The following is a 21034-nucleotide window of genomic DNA, read 5'->3' on the forward strand; positions in this document are numbered from 1 at the left end:
CTGGTCGCTCGCGCTCGCCGGATTCAACGGTCGGCCACCCCGAAGAATTTCTGTGCCTTACGGACCGCAGCCACCAGCGCCTCCACCTCGTCCAGCGTGTTGTAGACCGCGAAGGAGGCCCGGGCGGTGGCGGGTACACCGAGGCGGCGCATCAGCGGCCAGGCGCAATGGTGCCCGACGCGGATGGCGACACCCTCGTCGTCCAGGATCTGGCCCACGTCGTGCGGGTGGATTCCGTCGACCACGAACGACACCGCGCCACCGCGGTCCACGTTCTCGGTCGGCCCCACGATGTGCACGCCGTCGATCGCGCCGAGCCCCTCCAGGGCGGCGCCGACCAGCGTATGTTCGTGTGCGGCAACGGCTTCCATCCCGATCTCGTCGAGATACCGCACGGCCGCACCCAATCCGACCACCTGCGAGGTCATCGGCACACCGGCCTCGAACCGCTGCGGCGGCGCCGCGTAGGTGGTCGCCTCCATGGTCACCGTCTCGATCATCGACCCACCGGTGATGAACGGCGGGGTCTCCTCGAGCAGGGCGTAGCGGCCGTAGAGCACGCCGACACCGGACGGACCCAGCATCTTGTGCCCGGAGAACGCGGCGAAGTCGACGCCGAGTTCACGGAAGTTCACCGGCATGTGCGGGACCGACTGGCAGGCGTCGAGCACCACCAGCGCGCCGACCGCCTTGGCGCGGCGCACCATCTCGTGCACGTCGGCGACCGCACCGGTCACATTCGACTGGTGGGTGAACGCGACGACCTTGGTCGCGGGCGTCAGCTCCAGCGAATCCAGGTCGATACGCCCGTCGTCGGTGATGCCGTACCACTTCAGCGTGGCACCGGTGCGACGCGCGAGTTCCTGCCACGGAACGAGATTCGCGTGATGCTCCAGTTCGGTGATCACGATCTCGTCGCCCGGTCCCACGTGGTACGGGAAGCGGTCGTCGGAGAACGAATACGTCACCAGGTTCAGCGATTCGGTCGCGTTCTTGGTGAACACGATCTCGTTCGCCTCCACGCCGACGAAGCGCGCGATATCGGCCCGTGCGCCCTCGTAGGCGTCGGTCGCTTCCTCGGCGAGCTGATGCGCGCCGCGGTGCACGGCGGCATTGGTGTGGGTGAGGAATTCGCGTTCGGCGTCCAGGACGGCCAGCGGTCGCTGCGAGGTGGCCCCGGAATCCAGGTACACCAACGGTTTTCCGTCACGCACCGTCCGGTTCAGGATCGGGAAATCGGCCCGGATCCTGGCGACGTCGAGTGTGCGTGTCACAGCGGTCATATCAGGCTCCCGCGGTCGCGGTCTGTGTGAAGCGGACGTAGCCGTTGGCGTCGAGTTCGTCGGCCAGCTCGGAGCCGCCCTCGGCCACGATGCGGCCGCCCACGAACACGTGCACGAACTGCGGCTGGATGTAGCGCAGGATCCGGGTGTAGTGGGTGATCAGCAGGACGCCGCCGTTCTCCCGTTCCTTGTAGCGGTTGACGCCCTCGGAGACGATGCGCAGCGCGTCGACGTCCAGACCGGAGTCGGTCTCGTCGAGTATGGCGATCTTCGGCTTGAGCAGGCCCAGCTGCAGGATCTCGTGGCGCTTCTTCTCACCGCCGGAGAAGCCCTCGTTGACGCTGCGGTCGGCGAAGGCGGCGTCGATCTCCAGCTCGCCCATCGACTCCTTGACTTCCTTGACCCAGTGGCGAAGCTTGGGAGCCTCGCCGCGTACGGCGGTCGCGGCGGTGCGCAGGAAGTTCGACATGGACACACCCGGCACCTCGACCGGGTACTGCATGGCCAGGAACAGGCCGGCGCGGGCGCGCTCGTCGACGGACATGGCCAGCACGTCCTCGCCGTCGAGTGTGATCGAGCCCTGGGTCACGGTGTACTTGGGGTGACCGGCGATGGCGTAGGACAGGGTGGACTTGCCGGAGCCGTTGGGGCCCATGATGGCGTGGGTCTCGCCCGACTTCACGGTGAGGTTCACGCCCTTGAGGATCTTGATGGGCTCGCCGTTCTCGTCCGGATTGGCGACTTCGGCGTGCAGGTCCTTGATTTCGAGGGTGGTCATTGCATTCCTTCTGGGCTGGTGGAGGTTTCGGGCTGCCGGGACGCGCCGATGCTAGGCACCGATGGCGGCGAGTTCGGCCTCGATGGCCGACTCCAGCCGCTCCCGGATCTCGACGACCGCGATCTTCTGGATGATCTCGTGGAAGAAACCACGCACCACAAGGCGGCGGGCGGCATCCTCCGGAATTCCGCGAGCACGCAGATAGAACAGTTGCTCGTCATCGAAACGCCCCGTGGCCGACGCGTGTCCGGCGCCGATGATCTCGCCGGTCTCGATCTCGAGGTTGGGCACCGAATCGGCGCGCGCGCCGTCGGTGAGCACCAGATTGCGATTGGCCTCGTAGGTGTCGGTACCTTCGGCCTCGGCGCGGATCAGCACGTCGCCGACCCAGACGGTGCGCGCATCGGGCTTGGCCGAACTCGGATCGCCCTGCAGCGCACCCTTGTACAGCACGTTGGACTTGCAGTGCGGCTGCGCGTGGTCGACCAGCAGGCGCTGTTCGAAATGCTGCCCGTCGTCGGCGAAGTACAGGCCCAGCAGTTCGGCGTCGCCGCCGGGACCGTCGTAACGCACGGTCGCCGTCAGCCGCACCAGCTCTCCGCCGAGGGTCACGTCGGTGTGCCGCAGGACGGCATCGCGCCCCAGCTTGGCGTGATGGGCGGTGACGTGCACGGCGTCGTCGGCCCAGTCCTGGACCGCGACCACGGTCAGCTTGGCGCTGTCACCGAGCACGAACTCGACGTTCTCCGCGTAGGTTCCGCTGCCGCGCTGGTCGATGACCACCGTCGCGACCGCGAAATTGCCGAGCCGGATCTGCAGATGACCGAACGCCGTCTTGTCCGCGCCGGGGCCGGTGACCCGGACGACGACCGGACGGCCGACCTCCGTCTCGGCGCCGACCGACACCACGGTCGCCTGCTCGAAACCCGAATAGGCTTGAGCGGCAACACGATCGGTGGGCACGCCGCCCTCGCCGAGGCGCTCGTCGTCCCGGCCGACGGTCTCCACCGTCACACCGTCGATGGCGGCGCCGTCGACAGCGGCGACCTCGATACCGGCCCGGCCGTCGCGCACCGCGGTGCCGTCGTGCAGACCACGCAGCCGGCGCAGCGGAGTGAACCGCCAGGCCTCGTCGTGTGCCGAGGGCACCTCGAAGGCGGCCACGTCGAACGAGGCGAACAGCTCACCCTTGTTGACGGCCGGGATACGGGCCTCGCCCGCGACAGCCACATTCTCGACCGGCATCAGCCGACCGCTCCTTCCATCTGCAGCTCGATGAGCCGGTTCAGTTCCAGCGCGTATTCCATCGGCAGTTCCTTGGCGATGGGCTCGACGAAGCCGCGCACCACCATCGCCATCGCCTCGTCCTCGGTCATGCCGCGGCTCATCAGGTAGAACAGCTGATCTTCCGACACCTTGGACACGGTGGCCTCGTGGCCCATCGTCACGTCGTCCTCGCGGATGTCGACGTAGGGGTAGGTGTCGGAGCGGCTGATCGTATCCACCAGCAGCGCATCGCATTTCACGGTCGACTTGGAGCCGTGCGCGCCCTTGTTGACCTGGACCAGGCCGCGGTAGGACGCCCGGCCGCCGCCGCGCGCCACCGACTTCGACACGATGGTCGAGGAGGTGTGCGGCGCCAGATGCAGCATCTTCGAGCCGGTGTCCTGGTGCTGGCCCTCGCCCGCGAAGGCCACCGACAGCACCTCACCCTTGGCGTACTCGCCGGTCATCCAGACCGCGGGGTACTTCATGGTGACCTTGGAGCCGATATTGCCGTCGATCCATTCCATGGTCGCGCCCGCCTCGGCCTTGGCCCGCTTGGTGACCAGGTTGTAGACGTTGTTCGACCAGTTCTGGATGGTGGTGTAGCGGCAGCGGCCGCCCTTCTTCACGATGATCTCCACGACCGCCGAGTGCAGCGAGTCGGACTTGTAGATCGGCGCGGTACAACCCTCGACGTAGTGCACGTAGGCGCCCTCGTCGACGATGATCAGGGTGCGCTCGAACTGGCCCATGTTCTCGGTGTTGATCCGGAAGTAGGCCTGCAGCGGGATGTCGACGTGCACGCCCGGCGGCACGTAGATGAAGGAGCCACCCGACCACACGGCGGTGTTCAGCGCGGAGAACTTGTTGTCACCGGCCGGAATCACCGAGCCGAAGTACCGCTGGAAGATCTCCGGGTGCTCGCGCAGGCCGGTGTCGGTGTCGAGGAAGATCACGCCCTGGGCCTCGAGGTCCTCGCGGATCTGGTGGTAGACGACCTCCGACTCGTACTGCGCGGCCACACCCGCCACCAGGCGCTGCTTCTCCGCCTCCGGGATGCCCAGCTTGTCGTAGGTGTTCTTGATGTCCTCGGGCAGATCTTCCCAGCTCTCGGCCTGCTTCTCGGTCGAGCGCACGAAGTACTTGATGTTGTCGAAGTCGATGCCCTCGAGGTTGGAGCCCCAGCTCGGCATCGGCTTGCGGTCGAAGATGCGCAGTGCCTTGAGGCGGGCGTCCAGCATCCACTCGGGCTCGTTCTTCTTCGCCGAGATGTCGCGCACGACGTCCTCGGACAGGCCGCGCTTGGCGCTGGCGCCGGCGATATCCGAATCCGCCCAGCCGTAGCCGTAGGTACCCAGCGAGGCGATGGTCTCCTCTTGGGTCAGGGGCTGGTTCTGGGGCGCATCGGATTCACGGCTCGCCGCGGTGGTCGACGTCATTCGGCACTCCTTCCGGAGTCGTTTCGAGCTGCCGCTGCGGGCTGTGCAACGGCGCGGGTGGCGGGCTGAGCATTGCTCGTCGGGGGATTGCTCGTCGGGGGAACGGACAGGGGTACGTGGGTGGTGCAGGCGCAGTCACCGTTGGCGATGGTCGCGAGCCGCTGCACGTGGGTTCCGAGCAGCTCGCGAAATGCCTCGAGTTCGGCGGCGCACAGCTCCGGGAACTCCTCGGCCACATGCGAGACCGGGCAGTGATGCTGGCATATCTGGACGCCGGAGCCGACCTTGCGGGTGGTGGCGGCGAATCCGGCGTCGCTGAACGCCTCGGCGATCTCCTCCGCCTTCTCCGAGGTGGCGGCCGGGGTGTGCTGAGCCAGGCGATCGATACCGGCGACGATCACACCGACGCGGCGGCGAGCGAATTCCATGATCGCGTTCTCGCCGCCGATCTCGCGCAGCTGCCGCATCGCGGCTCCCGCCAGATCGTCGTAGGCGTGGCCGAGCCGGCCACGACCCGCGGCGGTCAGCTGGAACTGCTTGGCGGGACGACCGCGGCCCTGCTGCTGCCACGGCGCCGAGCGCATGGCCCGGGCTTCGCCGGATTCGATCAGCGCGTCGAGATGACGACGCACACCGGCCGGGCTCAGTCCCAGCCGCTGCCCGATAGCCGTCGCGGTGATCGGCCCCTCCTCCAGCAGCAGCTGGACGACGGCCGCGCGAGTATGACCCTCACCGGCGGCGGCCGCGGGCGCGACGGAAGGCCGGGCGCCCTGCTGACGCTCGGTATTCACCTCGTTCTCCCGCAAACCCACGGTTTTCACAACATCAGTGTGACGGAATTATTTCCCGCATTCTAGTAAGGGTGCCCTGAATCTCTCCCGGATACGGCTCCGACCTGGGCATCGACCCCCGGTGCAATATGTCACGGTCCGCGTCGCGACGTTGCGGTCGGCCCGGCGTCCACCCCGGCTAGGCTTGACCTCCGTGGCGGTTGTGGAAGGCGCATGGCGTAGGAGCATCGAGATCGGACGCCGGGCCCTGGGCCTGGACGTCCCGCCCGCCGATCACACCATCGCGGTGCTACACACCGTCGAAGCCGACGCCCCGGGGCTCGACAGCCGGGAAACCGCGCAGTTCAAGCGCATTCGGCTGCTCGGCGCCACCGGCTCGGTACTCATGGCGATCAGCGCGCTGGGCGTCGCCGCCCAGCCGGTGCTGCAGAATCCGGTCTCCGGAGTCCGGGTGATCGGCGTCTTCGCGCGCTGGCAGACCTCGTCGCTGGCGCTGTGCATGATCGGCACGGTCTTCGTGGTGATGGCGTGGCTTCTGCTGGGCCGCTTCGCCGTCGGCGGATTCGGCGGCTCGCCGGTCCATCGGCTCAGCCGTTCCCAGCTCGATCGCACGCTGCTGCTGTGGATCATCCCGCTGTCGGTGGCGCCGCCGCTGTTCTCCAACGACGTCTATTCCTATCTCGCACAGGGCGAGATCGCGGCCCGTGGCCTCGATCCGTACGCGGTCGGCCCGGCCAGCGGCCTGGGCTTGCACAACGTGCTGACCTACAACGTGCCCAACATCTGGCGCGACACTCCCGCCCCGTACGGACCGTTGTTCGTCTGGATGGGCCGTGGGATCGCGCATGTGACCGGCGACAACATCATCGTCGGGGTGTGGGCGCATCGGTTGCTGGCATTGGCCGGGGTGGCTCTGATCGTCTGGGCGCTGCCGCGCCTGTCGCGACGCTGCGGAGTGGCGCCGGTCAGCGCCCTGTGGCTGGGCGCGGCCAATCCGCTGGTGCTTTTCCATCTGGTCGGCGGCGTGCACAACGAAGCCTTGATGCTGGGCCTGATGCTGGCGGGGGTGGAGTTCTGCCTGCGCGCGCTGGCCACCGAGCACACCCCCGGGCTCGGCGGGTTCGACCAGCGCGGCTGGCTCCTGCTGACCTTCGGCACCGTGGTGATCACGCTATCGTCGGCGGTGAAGATCCCCTCGATCATCGCGCTCGGATTCGTGGGCATGGCCCTGGCCCGGCGCTGGGGGCGCGGCTGGCGACCGCTGCTGGCCGCCGCGGCGGTCCTCGGCGCTATCACCGTGGTCACCACGTTGTTCGTCAGTTACACCTCCGGGCTCGGTTTCGGCTGGACACACACTCTCAATGCCGCCAGCACCGTGCGCAGCTGGATGTCGCTGCCCACGGCGATCGGCATCATCACCGGATTCGGCGGCGTGCTGCTGGGCCTGGGCGACCACACCACTGCGCTGCTGAGCATCACCCGCCCGATCGCGGCTGTCGTGGCGGGGCTGATCACCATGCGCATGCTCATCGCCACCTGGACCGGGCGGTTGCAGCCGGTCGGCGCGATGGGTGTGTCGCTCGCGGCGATAGTGCTGCTGTTCCCGGTGGTGCAGCCGTGGTATCTGCTGTGGGCGATCATGCCGCTCGCGGCGTGGGCGACCACTCCCGCGTTCCGGGTCCCCGCCGTCGTGTTCTCCGCGGTCGTGAGCGTGATCCTGATGCCGCGCGGCGCGGATTTCGGAGTCTTCCAGATCATCGAGGCGGCGGTCGCCGTGGTCATCGTCGCGCTCGGATTCATCGCCGTGACCCGGAACCTGCTGCCGTGGCGCAATCGGACAGGGGTGTCTGCTCCGTCACAGCCGGGCCCGGCATACGGTGTCTCATCGTGAGCGCAGCCTCGGAACCCGCTGTCTGTATCGACGGTGTCGTCAAACGCTACGGCGACACCACCGCCGTGGACGGGGTCGCTTTCGAGGTCGGACGGGCGGAGGTGCTGGCGCTCCTGGGCCCCAACGGCGCCGGCAAGACCACCACCGTCGAAATGTGTGAGGGGTTCCTGTCCCCCGACGCCGGTTCGGTGCGGGTGCTCGGGCTCGATCCGGTCGCCGATTCCGATCGCCTGCGCCCGCGCATCGGCGTGATGCTGCAGGGCGGCGGGGCCTATCCCGGCTCGCGCGCCGGCGAGATGCTCGATCTGGTCGCCTCCTACACCGCCGATCCGCTCGATCCGCAGTGGCTGCTCGACACCTTGGGCCTGCACGACGCCCGCCGCACCCCGTATCGGCGGCTGTCCGGCGGTCAGCAGCAGCGCCTCGCGCTGGCGTGCGCGCTGGTGGGACGGCCCGAACTGGTTTTCCTCGACGAGCCCACGGCCGGAATGGACGCCCAGGCCCGGCATCTGGTGTGGGAGCTCATCGACGCGCTGCGCCGCGACGGCGTCGGCATTCTGCTCACCACGCACATGATGGACGAGGCCGAACAGCTCGCCGACCGGCTGGTGATCATCGATCACGGCCGCATCGTCGCCGCCGGCACCCCGGCCGAGGTGACCTCCGCCGGCGCCGAGGGGCAGCTTCGTTTCAGTGCGCCACCGAAACTCGATCTGTCGCTGCTGGAAAGCGCACTGCCGGAAGGGTTCGCACCCAGCGAGACCGCGCCCGGCTCCTATCTGCTGTGCGGCGACATCACCCCGCAGGTGCTGGCCACCGTGACCGCCTGGTGCGCACGAATCGACGTGCTGCCCACCGATATTCGCATCGACCAGCGCCGCCTGGAGGATGTGTTCCTCGAACTGACCGGACGGGAGCTGCGCGGATGACCCGGACCGCCCCTCGTTTCACCCCCGGCACCTTCAGCCCCGCGCCGCGACCGGCTCCGCGCCTGGCCATGCTGGCCGCGCAGACCCGCATGGAGCTGATCCTGTTGCTGCGCAACGGCGAACAGCTCCTGCTGACCATGTTCATTCCGATCACGCTGCTGATCGGGCTGACTCTGCTGCCGCTGGGCTCGAGCCTCGGCGAACACCACAAGGTCGACCGGATCGTGCCGGCGGTGATGATGGTGGCGATCATGTCCACCGCGTTCACCGGCCAGGCCATCGCCGTCGGATTCGACCGCCGTTACGGTGCGCTGAAACGCTTGGGCGCCACGGCATTACCCCGTTGGGGCATCGTCGGCGGCAAATGCGCGGCGGTGCTGATCGTGGTGGTCCTGCAATCGGTTCTGCTCGGCCTGATCGGCGTCGCGCTGGGCTGGCGGCCCGGGATCGGCGGGCTGGCGCTGGGCGCGCTCGTCATCGCGCTCGGCACGGCGACCTTCGTCGCGATGGGACTGCTGCTGGGCGGCACCCTGAAGGCCGAGATCGTGCTCGCGCTGGCGAATATCCTGTGGTTTGTGATGCTGGGGGTGGCGAGCCTGGTCTTCGCCTCGGACAACCTCCCGCACGCGGTGACGCTGATCGCGCGACTGATCCCCTCGGGAGCGCTGGCCGAGGCGCTGGACCAGGCGCTGCACACCAGCGTGGACTGGTACGGCATCGCGGTGCTCGTGGTGTGGGGCGTGGTGACGGGCTGGCTGGCGACACGCTGGTTCCGCTTCGACTGAACGACCGCGATGCCGACTCCGATGTGACGGCAACGACACAACGTAGTAGCCCCCGTGCGGGCGCGGATCCGGCTGCGTCTACCATCGTTTCGTGCTGTCCCGCGCGTTTGTGCGACTCGTCGACTTTCTGCCGCTGCCCTCCCTGCGGGTGCAGCGCATCATCGCGTTGGCGGTGATCCTGTCCCAGGCGGGCATCTCGGTGACCGGCGCGATCGTGCGCGTCACCTCCTCCGGCCTCGGCTGCCCGACCTGGCCGCAATGCTTCCCCGGCAGTTTCACACCCACCGCCCACGCCGAAGTTCCGGCGCTCCACCAGGCGGTCGAATTCTCCAATCGCATGCTCACCTTCGCGGTGACGCTGTGCGCGGCGCTGATCGTGCTCGCCGTGGTCCGGGCGCGGCGGCGGCGCGAGGTCGTGGTCTATGCCTGGCTGATGCCCGGCGGCACCGTGTTGCAGGCCGTGATCGGCGGAATCACCGTGCGCAGCGGATTGCTGTGGTGGACGGTGTCGGTCCACCTGCTGGCCTCGATGCTGATGGTGTGGCTGGCGACGCTGCTGTTCGCCAAGGTCGGTGAACCCGACGACGGGGTCGACGTCGTCCAGGTCCCGGCACCGCTGCGCTGGCTGACCGCACTGAGCGCGGTCGCGATGACCGGCACCCTCATCGCCGGCACCCTGGTGACTGGCGCGGGACCGCACGCCGGGGACAAGAGCACCGAACGGCCGGTGGCACGCCTGCAGATCGAGATCGTCACCCTGGTGCACGCCCACGCCGAATTGCTCGTGGCGTATCTGGCGTTGCTGGTCGGCCTCGGCTTCGGACTGGCCGCGGTGGGTATGACCCGCGCGATCCGGGTGCGTCTGATCGTGGTGATCGCCACGGTCTGCGCCCAGGCGCTCATCGGCATCGTCCAATACTTCACGCACGTTCCCGCGGCGCTGGTGGTCTTCCACGTCGGCGGCGCCACCGCGTGCATCGTCGCGACGGCCGCGTTGTGGGCCTCGATGCGCACCCGCGAACAGGTCACCGCACCCGCCCCCGAAGCAGCCGCCCGCGCTGCGTGAACCGGGCGCGCACGCTGCCGTCGTCATGCCCGGCCGCGCGGACTCCTGCCTTCGCTGAGCGAGTGCACTACGCCGGTGTCCGACCGAGTGCGTCCCAATCGCGGATCGCGGCGCAACTGCGACGCGCCATCGCGGCGAACATCTCGTCCCCGCGCGGCGTGACCGTGCCGTAGGCAGCGCCGAACACCGCCACCAGCGGCCCCTGCACCAGGGCGAAACCGTAGTCGCGCCGGCACTGATCCAGTGTGTAATCGCCGACGCCGTGGGAACACAATGCGCGCCAATAGGTTTCGATGATGGAGTCCTCGTGCGCACGCCGGAGGTCCGGTTCGAGACCGGTGGCGACGAAATACGACAGATCACGCGCCGGCAATCCGAGACCGAGCGTCTGCCAGTCCAGCGCCCACACCTCGACCTCGCCACTGTCATCGGAGAACATCAGATTGTCCAAGCGGTAATCGCCGTGGACGGGCGCGAAACGATCGGGCGCCGCCAGCAGCCAGTCGGCGATGCCGGGAACACAGGCGCGCAAGGTGTCGCGGTCGGCCGGGGACAGCCGCTGTCCCAGGCGCTCGAGGAAGACCTCCGTCGCCGGACCGTACAACTCCGACAAGGCCTGCGCCTCGGCCGCACCGTTGAAGTTCAGCCCGTCGATCGCCGACAAGCCGGGATCGCACCAGCGGGGACCGTGCAGTGCCGCCAGATTCCGGACCGCCGCATTCGCCTGCGCCACCGTGCATCCCGCGATCTGATCGCCCTGGCGCGCCGGCGCGAGATCGTCGAGCAGCAGGGTGAATTCCGCTCCGTCACCGGCGAATTCGGCGAAATGGCAGGTGGGCACCCGCACCGAGACGGTGGGTGCGATCTCGCGGTAGAAGCGGATCTCCTGCCGATAGGCGCCCGCGACCATGGCACGCGCGGCCGGGTCGGCGGCGGGCAGTTTCGCCATCAACCGCGCGGGTGCCGATTCGCCGTCGATCTCGAGCCGGAACACCGAACCCATCTGCCCGGTGCCCACGGGCGTCGCGGTGACCGCGCGCACCGGCGTCGACAGCGCCCGGCTCAACCACTGTGGGGTGATCCGCTCGGCGTCCACCAGGACCTCCGCCATTGCCGTCATCCGCGGACTCCCTTCACCCGGACACAATGCCGGATATGTGTCCGGGACAGTAACACGGCCGGGCGGCTCGGATATCGGAATGCGGGAGGCGGATGATGCGGTCACCGCCCACCCAGGCCGCGCGCTCACCGACGATCGCGGCCGGATATCGAGCGAACCCGGCCGGACCCTGGCGATCCGGTCCGCCTCGCACGCGACATAATTTCCTCATGCCGACCTACGCCTACCGCTGCCGGGAATGCACGGAATCGTTCGAACTGACCCGGCCGATGAGCGAATCCGGCGACCCGGCGGTCTGCCCGGGTGGCCACCGCGACACCGTCAAACTGCTCACCACGGTCGCCCTGACCGGCAAGGCCGCCGGGTCGGGCGCACCGTCCGCACCCCCGCCCGTCCGGCGGCGGTTGCTGCGGTGGCGGCTGCTGCGGCTGATCGCGATCAGACGCGGTCGGCGATCAGCGCGCGTCCCAATCCGTAGGCCCGGGACTGCCGGGCCGGCACGCCGAGCCGGCGCGCCGCCTCGATCAGCTCGACGTCCGCGGTGACTGTGAGCCCGTAACGCGTTGCCAGCGCGGCCATTTCCGCGGGCCACCACGCCGACACGTGCGGTTCGTCGGCGAGCGGGTCCCGGGCGCCGGCCAGCTTGCTGTACAGACGCATACCGGCACGACCGAGTGCGGCGAAGCGGTTCGGAGTGGGATAGGTCGCGATCAATCGGCTGCCGTTCGCGCTGCGCGCGGCGACGACGGCCAGCGTCGATTCGACCTGGGGCTGGGTGAGATACGGCAGGACGCCCTCCCACACCCAGGTGGTCGTCGCGTCCGCCCGATGGCCCGCCTCGGCCAGGCGCGCCCCCAGGTCGTCGCGGCCGAATTCCACCGGCACATAGGTCAGCGACTTCGCGGCCGGAACCAGCGCCCCGACCCGTGCGCGCTTATCCCGTTGCGAGGCAGGATGATCCACCTCGAAGACATCAGCGGCGGGTTCGCTGGTCCGCCAGGCCCGTCCGTCGAGTCCGGCGCCGAGTAGGACCAGCTGCGCGGCCGACGCCTCACGGATCGCCTCGTCGATGACGACGGTGCGGGTGGCCAGCACAGCGGCCGTGGCCGTGAGCATCTCGAATTCGAGCCGCTCCCGCCAGCCGCCGGATGGCCGCGGTGCTCGCGCGCGCCGCACCGCCGCGCGTTCGTCGTCGTGAAGCAGTTGTGCCGCAATGGGATCCGAGAAGTGCCCGACCGCCAGTCGCCCGTCGGCCACCGCCCGGCCCTGACAGACCAGCACCGCGGTCCGGCTCGCCGCTTTATCCGTCACCTCGTCGATTATGGTCGGACGTCGCTCAGGCGGTGGCGTGCGGCCCGATCCATTCGGCGACACGCCGGTCGACTCCCCCGGTGGCCAGCTGACTCGCCAGCCAGGAGTTCACCGTCAGCGCGGTCGGCACATCGTTCTTCGGCAGCAGGAATACCTTGCCGAAGGAGTCGAACGGTGTCTCCGGATGCAGGACCCGCAGCTCGGGATGCTGCCGCACGCGATAGCGGCCCTCCACCGAATCGGTGACGAAGACATCAGCGTGACCGGCGGTGATCTGATCGAAAATGGTGACGTTGTCCGGCCATACCGTCAGCTGCGCATGCGGGAAATGCGTGCGGGCGAATTGTTCGTTGGTGCCGCCGCGATTGACGATCACCCGCACCTGCGGCTGATCGATCTGCTCGATCGTCGCGTACTTCCCGGCGTCGTCGGCACGCACGATCGGGGTCTTGCCGTCGGTGCCGTAGCTCAGCGAGAAGTCGGCGTAGGCGCGCCGGGCCGCGGCGTCGGAAATTCCGCCGACCGCGAGATCACAAGCGCGCGCGGCGAAATCGCCACCCATCGACGCCCATGTCGTCGGCACGAACCGCACCTGGCGCCCCAGCAGCTGTGCCATGTCGCGGACCAGGTCGATGTCGATGCCGCGGTAGCCGCCGTGGCCGTCGGTCACCGAATAGGGCGGATAGTCGCCGGTGGTGCACACCCGCACCGCCGCGGGGTCCTCGGCTCGCGCCGGAACGACCATCGTCAGGACCGCGGCCGCACCGGCCGTCGCGGCGGCGATCATCCGATGCCGCAGAGCCATCTCAGTTCTCGTTGCGCGCCTTCGGGAACCGGGTCTGACCGGCGACCCAGCCGGCCATCCGGGCCCAGTGCCCCTTCGCGGGCGTGGCGATCGAGCTCAGATCGCGATCCCAGTGCTCGGTTTCGGCGAGGCCGTCGACGGCCTCGACCACCGCCTTGGCGGTGGCCAGATCCGCGACGACCCGATCGCCGAGGACACCGTCGGCGCCGACGAGGGTGATGCGGACCCCGATGCGACCGATCGGCTGCAGCACGGCCGTACCCGAACCACCGTGGGCGGCGACGAACTTCTTGACCGACTCGACGACGGTGGACGACGGCGCGACCGGGGCCGCGGTGGCGGTTTCGCTCATGGCGTGGAGTTTACCGTCCGGTAGGGCCCGCCCGACCGCCCTATCGGTGTTCGCGGCACAGGAGGTGTAGAACTGAAAGCCATGCGCGCCATTCAGGTCAGCGAACACGGTGGTCCCGAAGTGCTCGTCGCGACCGAGGTCGACGACCCGGTCATCGGGCCGAATCAGCTGCTCGTCGATACCGAGGCGGCCGGTGTCAATTTCATCGACACCTACATCCGCACCGGCACCTATCCGCAGGCGGTTCCCTACATTCCGGGTTCCGAGGGCACGGGCGTGGTCGCCGAGGTCGGTTCCGAGGTGACCGAATTCACCGTCGGCGATCGGGTCGCGTGGGCGGCCGCGCCGGGTAGCTACGCGGAGAAGGTCGCCGTGGACGCCGCGGTGGCGGTGGCCGTCCCCGACGGGGTTACGGCGGCGGTGGCGGCCTCGGCACTGCTGCAGGGAATGACCGCGCACTACCTGATCGAGTCGGTGTACAAGCCGCAGCCCGGGGAGACGATTCTGGTTCACGCCGGCGCCGGTGGCGTCGGACTCCTGCTGACCCAGCTGGCCGCGGCCCGCGATATCCGCGTGATCACCACGGTGTCCACCGACGCGAAGGAAGAATTGTCCCGCGAGGCCGGCGCCGCGCATGTGCTGCGCTACGGCGACGACCTCGCCCAGCGGGTGCGCGACCTCACCGATGGGATCGGCGTGGCGGCGGTCTACGACGGGGTGGGCGCGGCGACGTTCGAGGCGAGCCTGGCGGCCTTGCGCATCCGCGGCATGTTGGCGCTGTTCGGCGCCGCCAGCGGTCAGGTGCCGCCGTTCGATCTGCAGCGGCTCAATCCGGCCGGTTCGCTGTTCGTCACCCGCCCGACGCTCGCGCACTACACCCGGGATCGCGACGAATTGACCTGGCGCGCAGGCGATGTTCTGAACGCCGTCGCCGACGGGACACTGCGGGTGCGAGTCGGCGCCGAATATCCGCTCACCGAGGCCGCGCAGGCGCATCGCGATCTGCAGGCCCGCAAGACCACCGGGTCGATCGTGCTGGTGCCCTGAGCGGTCAGTAGTCGCGACCGGTGAGCCCCCGGTAGACGAACCGGGTCAGCCCGACCACCGCCTGCTCGTCGTCGAGGGCGAGCACGCCCTCCTCCACCGCCTCCAGCAGCGCCCGCACCAGCAGGAACATCATCGCCACGCTGGCCTCGGCCGTGCTGGGCAGGCGGAGTCCGGCGGCCTCGAAACCGTCGACGTGGTCGACCACCTCGTCGAGTTGACCGGCGGTGAATCGACTGGTCAGCCGCGCGAAGTCCTCGTCGACGAGCGCCGCCTGCGTCACCGCCCGCAGCACCGGCCAATGCCGGCGCGCGTAGTGCCAGTACTGCTCGATATGGAATTCGACGGCCTGCGGCTTGGTGAAATCGGGATCGTGCGCGCCCGCCCCGGCGGAGGTGTCCCCTTCGGCCGCGAAGTCCTCCAGTAGCGCCTGGAGCAGCTGTTCCTTGCCGGCGAAGTGGTTGTAGAACGAGCCCGCCGACCGGCCGGCCGCCGCGGTGATGTCGGTGATCTTGGTGTTCAGGTAACCGCGCTCGGCGAACAGCCGCCGAGCGGCGTCCTTGAGCGCCTGCTCGGTTTCCGCGGACCGCTGCTTGCGACTGCCGGCCTGCTCTTGTCCGGTCGCCATCACCACCTCCTTGACTCCGGACATTATCAACCCGATACTGAATCAAAATTCACTGAAATCAGATTCAGTTAGAGGTTGTCATGACCCGTCCAGTTCTCATCGCCGGAGCAGGCCCGACCGGCCTCACGCTCGCCATCGACCTGGCCCGCCGCGGAATCGATGTACGCATCGAGGACAAGGCCACGACTCCGTTCAGCGGGTCCCGGGGCGACGGCATCCAGCCCCGCACGCTGGAGGTGTTCGACGATCTCGGCGTGCTCGACGCCGTCCTCGGCGCGGGAAGCCCCGCTCCGCTCATGCGCGCCTACCTCGACGGCACGCTGGTAGCCGAACGCCGGATGAGTGAATCCCGCGCGGCCGGCCCGGCCGTGCCGTATCCGAATCCGTGGGTGCTGGGCCAATCCGATACCGAGCGACTGCTGCGCGACCGCCTCGCCGAATTCGGTGTGCACGTCGAATTCGGCACCGCCCTGGCCGGTTTCACCCAGGACGCCGACGAGGTGCGGGCCACGCTGTCCGTGCCGGGCGGCACCGAAAACGTCGCGGCGCGATATCTGATCGGCGCGGATGGCGGCGCCGGAACCGTGCGGCGCACGCTGGGAATCCCGTTCGAGGGGACCACCGACGAGTCGATTCGCATGCTGCTCGGCGATGTCCCGGTCGACGCGCTCGATCACGACTTCGGATACTGGTTCGCCACCGCCGCGACACCCACCGCGGGTGTCGCGCTGACACCGCTGCCCGGCGGCCGGCTGTTCCAGTTCGCGGCCCCGCTCGGAGACGATCCGCGGCCGACCCGCGCGGTACTGCAGGAACGGCTGGATCGGGTGAGCGGGCGCACCGATCTCATCGTCGGGGAGCCGGTGTGGTCCACGGTGTGGCGGCCCAATATCCGGCTGGCGCAACGGTTCCGGTCCGGGCGCGTGTTCCTGGCGGGCGACGCGGCCCACGTGCATCCGCCCACCGGTGGGCAGGGGATGAACACCGGCATTCAGGACGCCTACAACCTGGGCTGGAAACTGGCCGCGGCGTTGAGCGGCGATCCCGGCCCGCTCGAGACCTACGAGTCCGAACGCCGGGCGGTCGCTCGGCGAGTGCTCGGCCTGAGTACGGCACTGCTCGACAAACACCTGGAGGGACACGAGGACGCGATGAATCGCGGCGCAGAGACCCATCAACTCGACATCAGCTATCGCGATGCGGCCGACACCGCCGGGCTCACCGCGGGCGACCGGGCGCCCGACGCCCCGCTGCGGCGCGATGACGGTAGTGCGCTGCGCCTGTTCGACCTGTTCCGGGGCCCGCACGCAACACGCCTGACATTCGGAGCACCGGCCGAGGCCACGGAAGTCGCCGGGGTGCGGGCGTATTCGATCGTCGCGCCCGGTCATCGGCTCGAACCCGGGCAATTGATCGCGGTCGACGGTCACGCCTTCACCGATTACGCGGCCACCGCGGGCACGCAGGTGCTCGTGCGCCCGGACGGATACCTCGCCTGGCATCGGCAGGGGTGACCCGCCGACGACCCGGGCGCACCGATGGTGGATGATCTGTGCTGCCGCCCAAGCCGATTCGCCCGCTTCGCCGTACCGTCGTACGGTGGTCGGGCGGTCGCTCGGGGCGGCCGGCAGAACAGGCATCGGTCAGGGGTTGATCCAGATGTTGGTGAAGGTTCGCAACGACGACCCGTCGCGGCTGTCCAATTCCGAACGGACGGTGGCGAACTGGCTGAAAACCTGGACCGGCCCACACGCGTTACCCGGTATCGCCGTGGTCGCGGCCGGTGCCGCCGACGCGATCGTGTGGACGCCCAAGACCTGCGTGGTCGTCGTGATCAAGGACTTCACCGAACGGGCCAGCGGCACCCTCACCGTTTCCGGGTACCGGCCCTGGACCATCGGCGACCGCATCGCGCCGCTGTCGGGAACCGAGGCCGGAACCGAACCGATGACCGAGATCCGCGCCCGCACCGGCGAGATCGCCGAACTGTTGCGCGGCGCGCCCGGCCGGGAGCGGGTCGGGGTGACCGGCATGGTGCTGGTCATGCCGCAGTTGAGCAGCCGGGTCTCCCTGGAGAAGGGTGACCTGCCCGACGGGATCGACGTGGTGCTCGGCGACGGCCCGGCGGCCTTGCGCAACTACTTCACCCGGATCACCGCGGACGCACCCGACACCTGGAACGCGGCGCAGGTCGGCCAGGCACTGGCCGCGCTCGGATTCGCCGCGGCGGCAAGCCATTCCGATCTCACCGCGGAGGGCTTTCCCGCCCGGCTGGAGCGCACTCCCCCGCCGCCGAATCCCGTGCCGTCCCGCGGCCCCGAACCGCCGGCGGGAGCACCGCTTCCCGGGTCCGGTCCAGCCGGTGTCCCGGTTGCCGCCGCAGCGCCGACGTCGCCGGGCGGTGCCCCGGTTTCCATGGCTCGCCCGAATCCGGCGGCACAACCCGCGCCCGGCACCGTCCCTCAGCCGGTCGCCGCCTCCGGTTTCGGACCCGGCGCTCCCGCGCAGACGGGCCCCGCGCCGGCCTACGGCCAGAATCAGCAACCGTATTCGGTGCCCTTCGATCCGCGCCCGCCCGCGGCCCCGCCGCGAAGCACACGCAATCGCGGGTTGGTGCCGCTGGTCCTGCTGGGCGTTCTGGTCGTGGTGCTGGCGTTGGCCGCCATGTGCACCGCGGGCGGCGGTTCCGGCTCGCGTCCCAGCCACGCCCCCGCCTCCGGTCGCACCACCACCACGACCACCTCGCCCTACACCCCCGCACCGGAACGCACGGTGCCGCCCTCGACGCCCGGGCACGCGTGCTATCCGTTCCAGCCCGGCTGCCCCTGAGCCGAGCACGGACGATTGCCTGCCGCAACGGCGACGAGATGACAGGCGACGAGATGACAGCTCGGCCCCGGCGGCACTCGCCGGGGCCGTGATCGCGTATAGCCCGAACGTCGGAGAGACGCGCCGAAGTGGCTGTTCACGGGCGCGGACCGGCGCCCGGGGTGATCTCAGCCGAACAGCGTCGAGCCGATGGTGTGCCAGCCGAGCACCGAGTCCACGGCCAGACCGCAGAACACCACGGCGAGGTAGTTGTTGGACTGCAGGAACAGCCGCAGCGGCTTGACCGAAGCGCCGCGTCGCACACCGGAGTACAGCTGATGCGCCATCAGCAGGAACCAGGCACCCGCGACGATCGCGACCGCCGCGTACACGACACCCGTCGCCGGAATCAGCGCCAGCGTCGCGAGCACGGTCAGCCAGGTATAGATGACGATCTGCTTGGTGACCACGCGCTCGGTCGCCACTACCGGCAGCATCGGCACGCCGGCCGCGCGGTAGTCGTCCTTGTAGCGCATGGCCAGCGCCCAGGTGTGCGGCGGCGTCCAGAAGAAGATGACGGCGAACAGCGCGATCGCGGGCCAGCCGATGGTGCCGGTGACCGCCGACCAGCCGACCAGTGCGGGCATACAGCCCGCGGCGCCACCCCACACCACGTTCTGCGAGGTCCGACGCTTGAGGCCGAGGGTGTAGACGAAGACGTAGAACAGAATCGTCGCGACCACGAGCAGGCCGGAGAGCAGATTCGCCTGCCACCACAGCCAGGCGAACGAGCCCGCGCCGAGAGCGACACCGAAGACGAACGCGTTGCGGGTCGGCACCGCCTCGCGCGCCAGCGGACGCTTCGACGTGCGCTTCATGACCTTGTCGATATCGGCGTCGGCCACGCAGTTCAGGGTGTTGGCACTGGCCGCGCCCATCCAGCCACCGAACAGGGTGGCCACGATCAACCGGATGTCGACATGGCCGCGGTCGGCCAGCAGCATCGTCGGGATGGTGGCCACCAGCAGCAGCTCGATGACCCGCGGCTTGGTCAGCGCGATGTAGGCGAGCACCCGGCGGGTCAGCTTCGACAGCGGGCCGCTGCCCTGGACACGGTCGGCGAGCGCCGTCGCGGAGGAGCCATGCGCATCACCCGGCTGTTGCCCAATCCGCACTGTCTCTCCTCGCAGGTGGTGCATCGATCCGGTAGGGAAGCAACGGTTTCGGCGGCGTGGCGGGCCTCCCGCGCGCAGCCTTTTCCGCTGTCACCGCAGAGCGCGGCGCGGGCGGCGCAGCCTCTACTACAGACGATGGTAGACCCCCGCGTGTTGTGCTCCGGCACCCACCCGCCGCGAAACCGCCCGTGCCGCAGGCGATCGGCCCCGGCCGGTCCGGACGCGAGGGCCACGTCACATATCCGCCGTCGGCCGCTGTGCGGAATCGCGTCGGTCCGGCACGGCGGCGGCTGTCATCATTCACCGTAACCCCGCGCACCTGCACGGGGTGCGGGCGAAGGGTTCCCCACTCACGGCGATCAGGCGACCTCTAGGGTGGTGGGTACAGCCCGCAAGCCGCCGTTGTACACACACGAGAAGGTCAGGAGAACCTCGGTCGTGTCAGTCACAGACGACATCCGCGCCCTCACCCAGCCCGCACATCCGGCCGACTGGACCGAACTGGACACCAGAGCCGTCGACACCGTCCGTGTCCTGGCCGCCGACGCGGTGCAGGCCGCCGGCAACGGTCACCCCGGCACCGCGATGAGCCTGGCGCCGCTGGCCTACACCCTCTACCAGCGGGTCCTGCGCTACGACCCGAGCGATCCGGACTGGACGGGCCGCGACCGGTTCATCCTCTCGTGCGGACATTCCAGCCTGACCCAGTACATCCAGCTGTATCTGTCGGGACTGGGCCTGGAACTCGACGACCTGAAGCATCTGCGCAAGTGGGGTTCGCTGACCCCGGGTCACCCGGAGTTCCGCCACACCAGGGGCGTGGAGATCACCACCGGCCCGCTCGGCCAGGGCCTGGCCTCGGCGGTCGGCATGGCGATGGCGGCCCGCCGCGAGCGCGGTCTCTACGACCCGTCCGCCGCGACCGGCGCCAGCCCGTTCGACCACTTCGTCTACGTCATCGCCTCCGACGGCGATATCGAAGAGGGCGTCACCTCGGAGGCCTCCTCGCTGGCCGGCACCCAGCAGTTGGGCAATCTGATCGTCTTCTACGACGACAACCGGATCTCGATCGAGGACGACACCTCCATCGCGCTGACCGAGGACACCGCCGAGCGCTACCGCGCCTACGGCTGGCACGTGCAGGTCGTCGAGGGCGGTGAGAACGTCACCGGCATCCTGGAGGCGATCGAGGCCGCCAAGGCCGTCACCGACAAGCCGTCGTTCATCCTGCTGCGCACGATCATCGGCTATCCCGCGCCGAACAAGATGAACACCGGCGCCGCGCACGGTGCCGCGCTGGGCGCCGACGAGGTCGCCGCCACCAAGGAGATCCTCGGCTTCGATCCGGGCCAGAGCTTCGTCGTCGACGACGAGGTCATCGCCCACACCCGCGGCAACGCCGCCGACCGCGCCAAGGCCGCCCGCGCGGTCTGGCAGGAGCAGTTCGACGCATGGGCGCAGAACAACCCGGAGAACAAGGCGCTGTTCGACCGGCTGCGCGAGCGCCGGCTGCCGAAGGGCTGGACCGAGGGGCTGCCCTCGTTCGAGCCCGACGCCAAGGGC

20 protein-coding genes are annotated in these 21034 nt (G+C 69.2%); 9 read left to right on the plus strand and 11 right to left on the minus strand.

All coding sequences use genetic code 11. The features are described 5' to 3' along the window. Positions 1-23 precede the first annotated feature (23 nt). The 5 genes from ON23_RS14950 to ON23_RS14970 are packed head-to-tail and all read right to left on the minus strand — an operon-like array spanning position 24 to position 5557. Positions 24-1283, minus strand: a complete 1260-nt coding sequence (locus ON23_RS14950) for a cysteine desulfurase (RefSeq protein ID WP_036502480.1) — start codon at positions 1281-1283, stop codon at positions 24-26. 1 nt (position 1284) lies between these two features. Then, a complete protein-coding gene (sufC, locus tag ON23_RS14955; protein ID WP_036502483.1) occupies positions 1285-2061 on the minus strand; it encodes a Fe-S cluster assembly ATPase SufC in 777 nt (258 codons plus the stop codon). A gap of 51 nt (positions 2062-2112) precedes the next feature. Next, positions 2113-3306, minus strand: coding sequence for a Fe-S cluster assembly protein SufD (sufD, locus tag ON23_RS14960; RefSeq protein ID WP_039778878.1), 1194 nt, complete (start codon positions 3304-3306; stop codon positions 2113-2115). Further along, positions 3306-4766 (minus strand): Fe-S cluster assembly protein SufB, encoded by a 1461-nt coding sequence (gene sufB / locus ON23_RS14965; RefSeq protein WP_039778879.1) that lies wholly within the window; start codon positions 4764-4766, stop codon positions 3306-3308. Before sufB ends, sufD begins: the two co-directional genes overlap by 1 nt. Next, complete coding sequence (locus ON23_RS14970) at positions 4763-5557, minus strand: helix-turn-helix transcriptional regulator (protein ID WP_051042709.1); 795 nt, start codon at positions 5555-5557, stop codon at positions 4763-4765. Before ON23_RS14970 ends, sufB begins: the two co-directional genes overlap by 4 nt. A 193-nt stretch (positions 5558-5750) precedes the next feature. Here ON23_RS14970 and mptB point away from each other — a divergent pair, with 193 nt between their 5' ends. The 4 genes from mptB (at position 5751) to ON23_RS14990 (ending at position 10228) form a co-directional block, all read left to right on the plus strand. After that, positions 5751-7448 carry a polyprenol phosphomannose-dependent alpha 1,6 mannosyltransferase MptB gene (gene mptB, locus ON23_RS14975; RefSeq protein ID WP_039778900.1) on the plus strand — a complete coding sequence of 566 codons (1698 nt, stop codon included), beginning with the start codon at positions 5751-5753 and terminating at the stop codon, positions 7446-7448. After that, positions 7445-8377 carry an ABC transporter ATP-binding protein gene (locus tag ON23_RS14980; protein WP_039778881.1) on the plus strand — a complete coding sequence of 311 codons (933 nt, stop codon included), beginning with the start codon at positions 7445-7447 and terminating at the stop codon, positions 8375-8377. Before mptB ends, ON23_RS14980 begins: the two co-directional genes overlap by 4 nt. Further along, positions 8374-9162 (plus strand): ABC transporter permease, encoded by a 789-nt coding sequence (locus tag ON23_RS14985; protein ID WP_039778882.1) that lies wholly within the window; start codon positions 8374-8376, stop codon positions 9160-9162. The genes ON23_RS14980 and ON23_RS14985 overlap by 4 nt, the downstream gene beginning before the upstream one ends. Before the next feature lie 91 nt (positions 9163-9253). Continuing rightward, positions 9254-10228: a COX15/CtaA family protein gene (locus ON23_RS14990; RefSeq protein ID WP_039778883.1), complete on the plus strand. Its 975-nt coding sequence runs from the start codon at positions 9254-9256 to the stop codon at positions 10226-10228. Between the two features lie 67 nt (positions 10229-10295). Here ON23_RS14990 and ON23_RS14995 read toward each other — a convergent pair whose 3' ends face one another. Further along, complete coding sequence (locus tag ON23_RS14995) at positions 10296-11348, minus strand: phosphotransferase (protein WP_244969562.1); 1053 nt, start codon at positions 11346-11348, stop codon at positions 10296-10298. A gap of 209 nt (positions 11349-11557) precedes the next feature. Between ON23_RS14995 and ON23_RS36875 the strand changes: the two genes are divergently transcribed. Then, the gene (locus tag ON23_RS36875) at positions 11558-11893 is read left to right on the plus strand and encodes an FmdB family zinc ribbon protein (RefSeq protein ID WP_245555958.1); all 336 of its coding nucleotides are present in this window, start codon (positions 11558-11560) and stop codon (positions 11891-11893) included. Here ON23_RS36875 and ON23_RS15000 read toward each other — a convergent pair. Genes ON23_RS15000 through ON23_RS15010 form a run of 3 tightly spaced genes read right to left on the minus strand, consistent with a single transcriptional unit; the run spans position 11787 to position 13816 of the window. Beyond that, on the minus strand, positions 11787-12659 hold the full coding sequence (locus ON23_RS15000; RefSeq protein WP_039778885.1) for a class I SAM-dependent methyltransferase: 873 nt from the start codon (positions 12657-12659) through the stop codon (positions 11787-11789). The two genes, ON23_RS36875 and ON23_RS15000, sit on opposite strands and share 107 nt — an antisense overlap. A 25-nt stretch (positions 12660-12684) precedes the next feature. Continuing rightward, positions 12685-13464 (minus strand): transporter substrate-binding domain-containing protein, encoded by a 780-nt coding sequence (locus tag ON23_RS15005; protein ID WP_039778886.1) that lies wholly within the window; start codon positions 13462-13464, stop codon positions 12685-12687. Between the two features lies 1 nt (position 13465). Beyond that, complete coding sequence (locus tag ON23_RS15010) at positions 13466-13816, minus strand: hypothetical protein (RefSeq protein ID WP_039778887.1); 351 nt, start codon at positions 13814-13816, stop codon at positions 13466-13468. Between the two features lie 81 nt (positions 13817-13897). Between ON23_RS15010 and ON23_RS15015 the strand changes: the two genes are divergently transcribed. Then, the gene (locus ON23_RS15015; protein WP_039778888.1) at positions 13898-14863 is read left to right on the plus strand and encodes a quinone oxidoreductase family protein; all 966 of its coding nucleotides are present in this window, start codon (positions 13898-13900) and stop codon (positions 14861-14863) included. A 4-nt stretch (positions 14864-14867) separates the two neighbouring features. On the opposite strand, the gene ON23_RS15020 is transcribed toward ON23_RS15015, so the two are convergent. Next, entirely contained in the window at positions 14868-15488 is a 621-nt protein-coding gene (locus ON23_RS15020; protein ID WP_039778901.1) for a TetR/AcrR family transcriptional regulator, read from the minus strand. Positions 15489-15568: 80 nt separating this feature from the next. On the opposite strand from ON23_RS15020, the gene ON23_RS15025 reads away from it, so the two are divergent. Further along, the gene (locus ON23_RS15025; protein ID WP_039778889.1) at positions 15569-17002 is read left to right on the plus strand and encodes an FAD-dependent monooxygenase; all 1434 of its coding nucleotides are present in this window, start codon (positions 15569-15571) and stop codon (positions 17000-17002) included. Between the two features lie 145 nt (positions 17003-17147). After that, entirely contained in the window at positions 17148-18317 is a 1170-nt protein-coding gene (locus ON23_RS15030; protein ID WP_039778890.1) for a hypothetical protein, read from the plus strand. Between the two features lie 167 nt (positions 18318-18484). On the opposite strand, the gene ON23_RS15035 is transcribed toward ON23_RS15030, so the two are convergent. Next, positions 18485-19471: a heme o synthase gene (locus ON23_RS15035; protein WP_039778891.1), complete on the minus strand. Its 987-nt coding sequence runs from the start codon at positions 19469-19471 to the stop codon at positions 18485-18487. 438 nt (positions 19472-19909) lie between these two features. Between ON23_RS15035 and ON23_RS15040 the strand changes: the two genes are divergently transcribed. After that, positions 19910-21034: thiamine pyrophosphate-binding protein (locus ON23_RS15040; protein WP_039778892.1), on the plus strand; the 1125-nt coding region annotated here is incomplete at its 3' end.

The organism is Nocardia cerradoensis NBRC 101014, assembly GCF_000308535.1.
Lineage (GTDB): Bacteria > Actinomycetota > Actinomycetes > Mycobacteriales > Mycobacteriaceae > Nocardia > Nocardia cerradoensis.

Coding starts and splice junctions, on each gene's coding strand:
- sufB (WP_039778879.1), bottom strand. CDS start 4,766: ATGACGTCGACCACCGCGGCGAGCCGTGAATCCGATGCGCCCCAGAAC.
- ON23_RS15015 (WP_039778888.1), top strand. CDS start 13,898: ATGCGCGCCATTCAGGTCAGCGAACACGGTGGTCCCGAAGTGCTCGTC.
- ON23_RS15030 (WP_039778890.1), top strand. CDS start 17,148: ATGTTGGTGAAGGTTCGCAACGACGACCCGTCGCGGCTGTCCAATTCC.
- ON23_RS36875 (WP_245555958.1), top strand. CDS start 11,558: ATGCCGACCTACGCCTACCGCTGCCGGGAATGCACGGAATCGTTCGAA.
- ON23_RS15020 (WP_039778901.1), bottom strand. CDS start 15,488: ATGGCGACCGGACAAGAGCAGGCCGGCAGTCGCAAGCAGCGGTCCGCG.
- ON23_RS14995 (WP_244969562.1), bottom strand. CDS start 11,348: ATGACGGCAATGGCGGAGGTCCTGGTGGACGCCGAGCGGATCACCCCA.
- ON23_RS14950 (WP_036502480.1), bottom strand. CDS start 1,283: ATGACCGCTGTGACACGCACACTCGACGTCGCCAGGATCCGGGCCGAT.
- sufC (WP_036502483.1), bottom strand. CDS start 2,061: ATGACCACCCTCGAAATCAAGGACCTGCACGCCGAAGTCGCCAATCCG.
- ON23_RS15010 (WP_039778887.1), bottom strand. CDS start 13,816: ATGAGCGAAACCGCCACCGCGGCCCCGGTCGCGCCGTCGTCCACCGTC.
- ON23_RS15025 (WP_039778889.1), top strand. CDS start 15,569: ATGACCCGTCCAGTTCTCATCGCCGGAGCAGGCCCGACCGGCCTCACG.
- ON23_RS14985 (WP_039778882.1), top strand. CDS start 8,374: ATGACCCGGACCGCCCCTCGTTTCACCCCCGGCACCTTCAGCCCCGCG.
- sufD (WP_039778878.1), bottom strand. CDS start 3,306: ATGCCGGTCGAGAATGTGGCTGTCGCGGGCGAGGCCCGTATCCCGGCC.
- ON23_RS15005 (WP_039778886.1), bottom strand. CDS start 13,464: ATGGCTCTGCGGCATCGGATGATCGCCGCCGCGACGGCCGGTGCGGCC.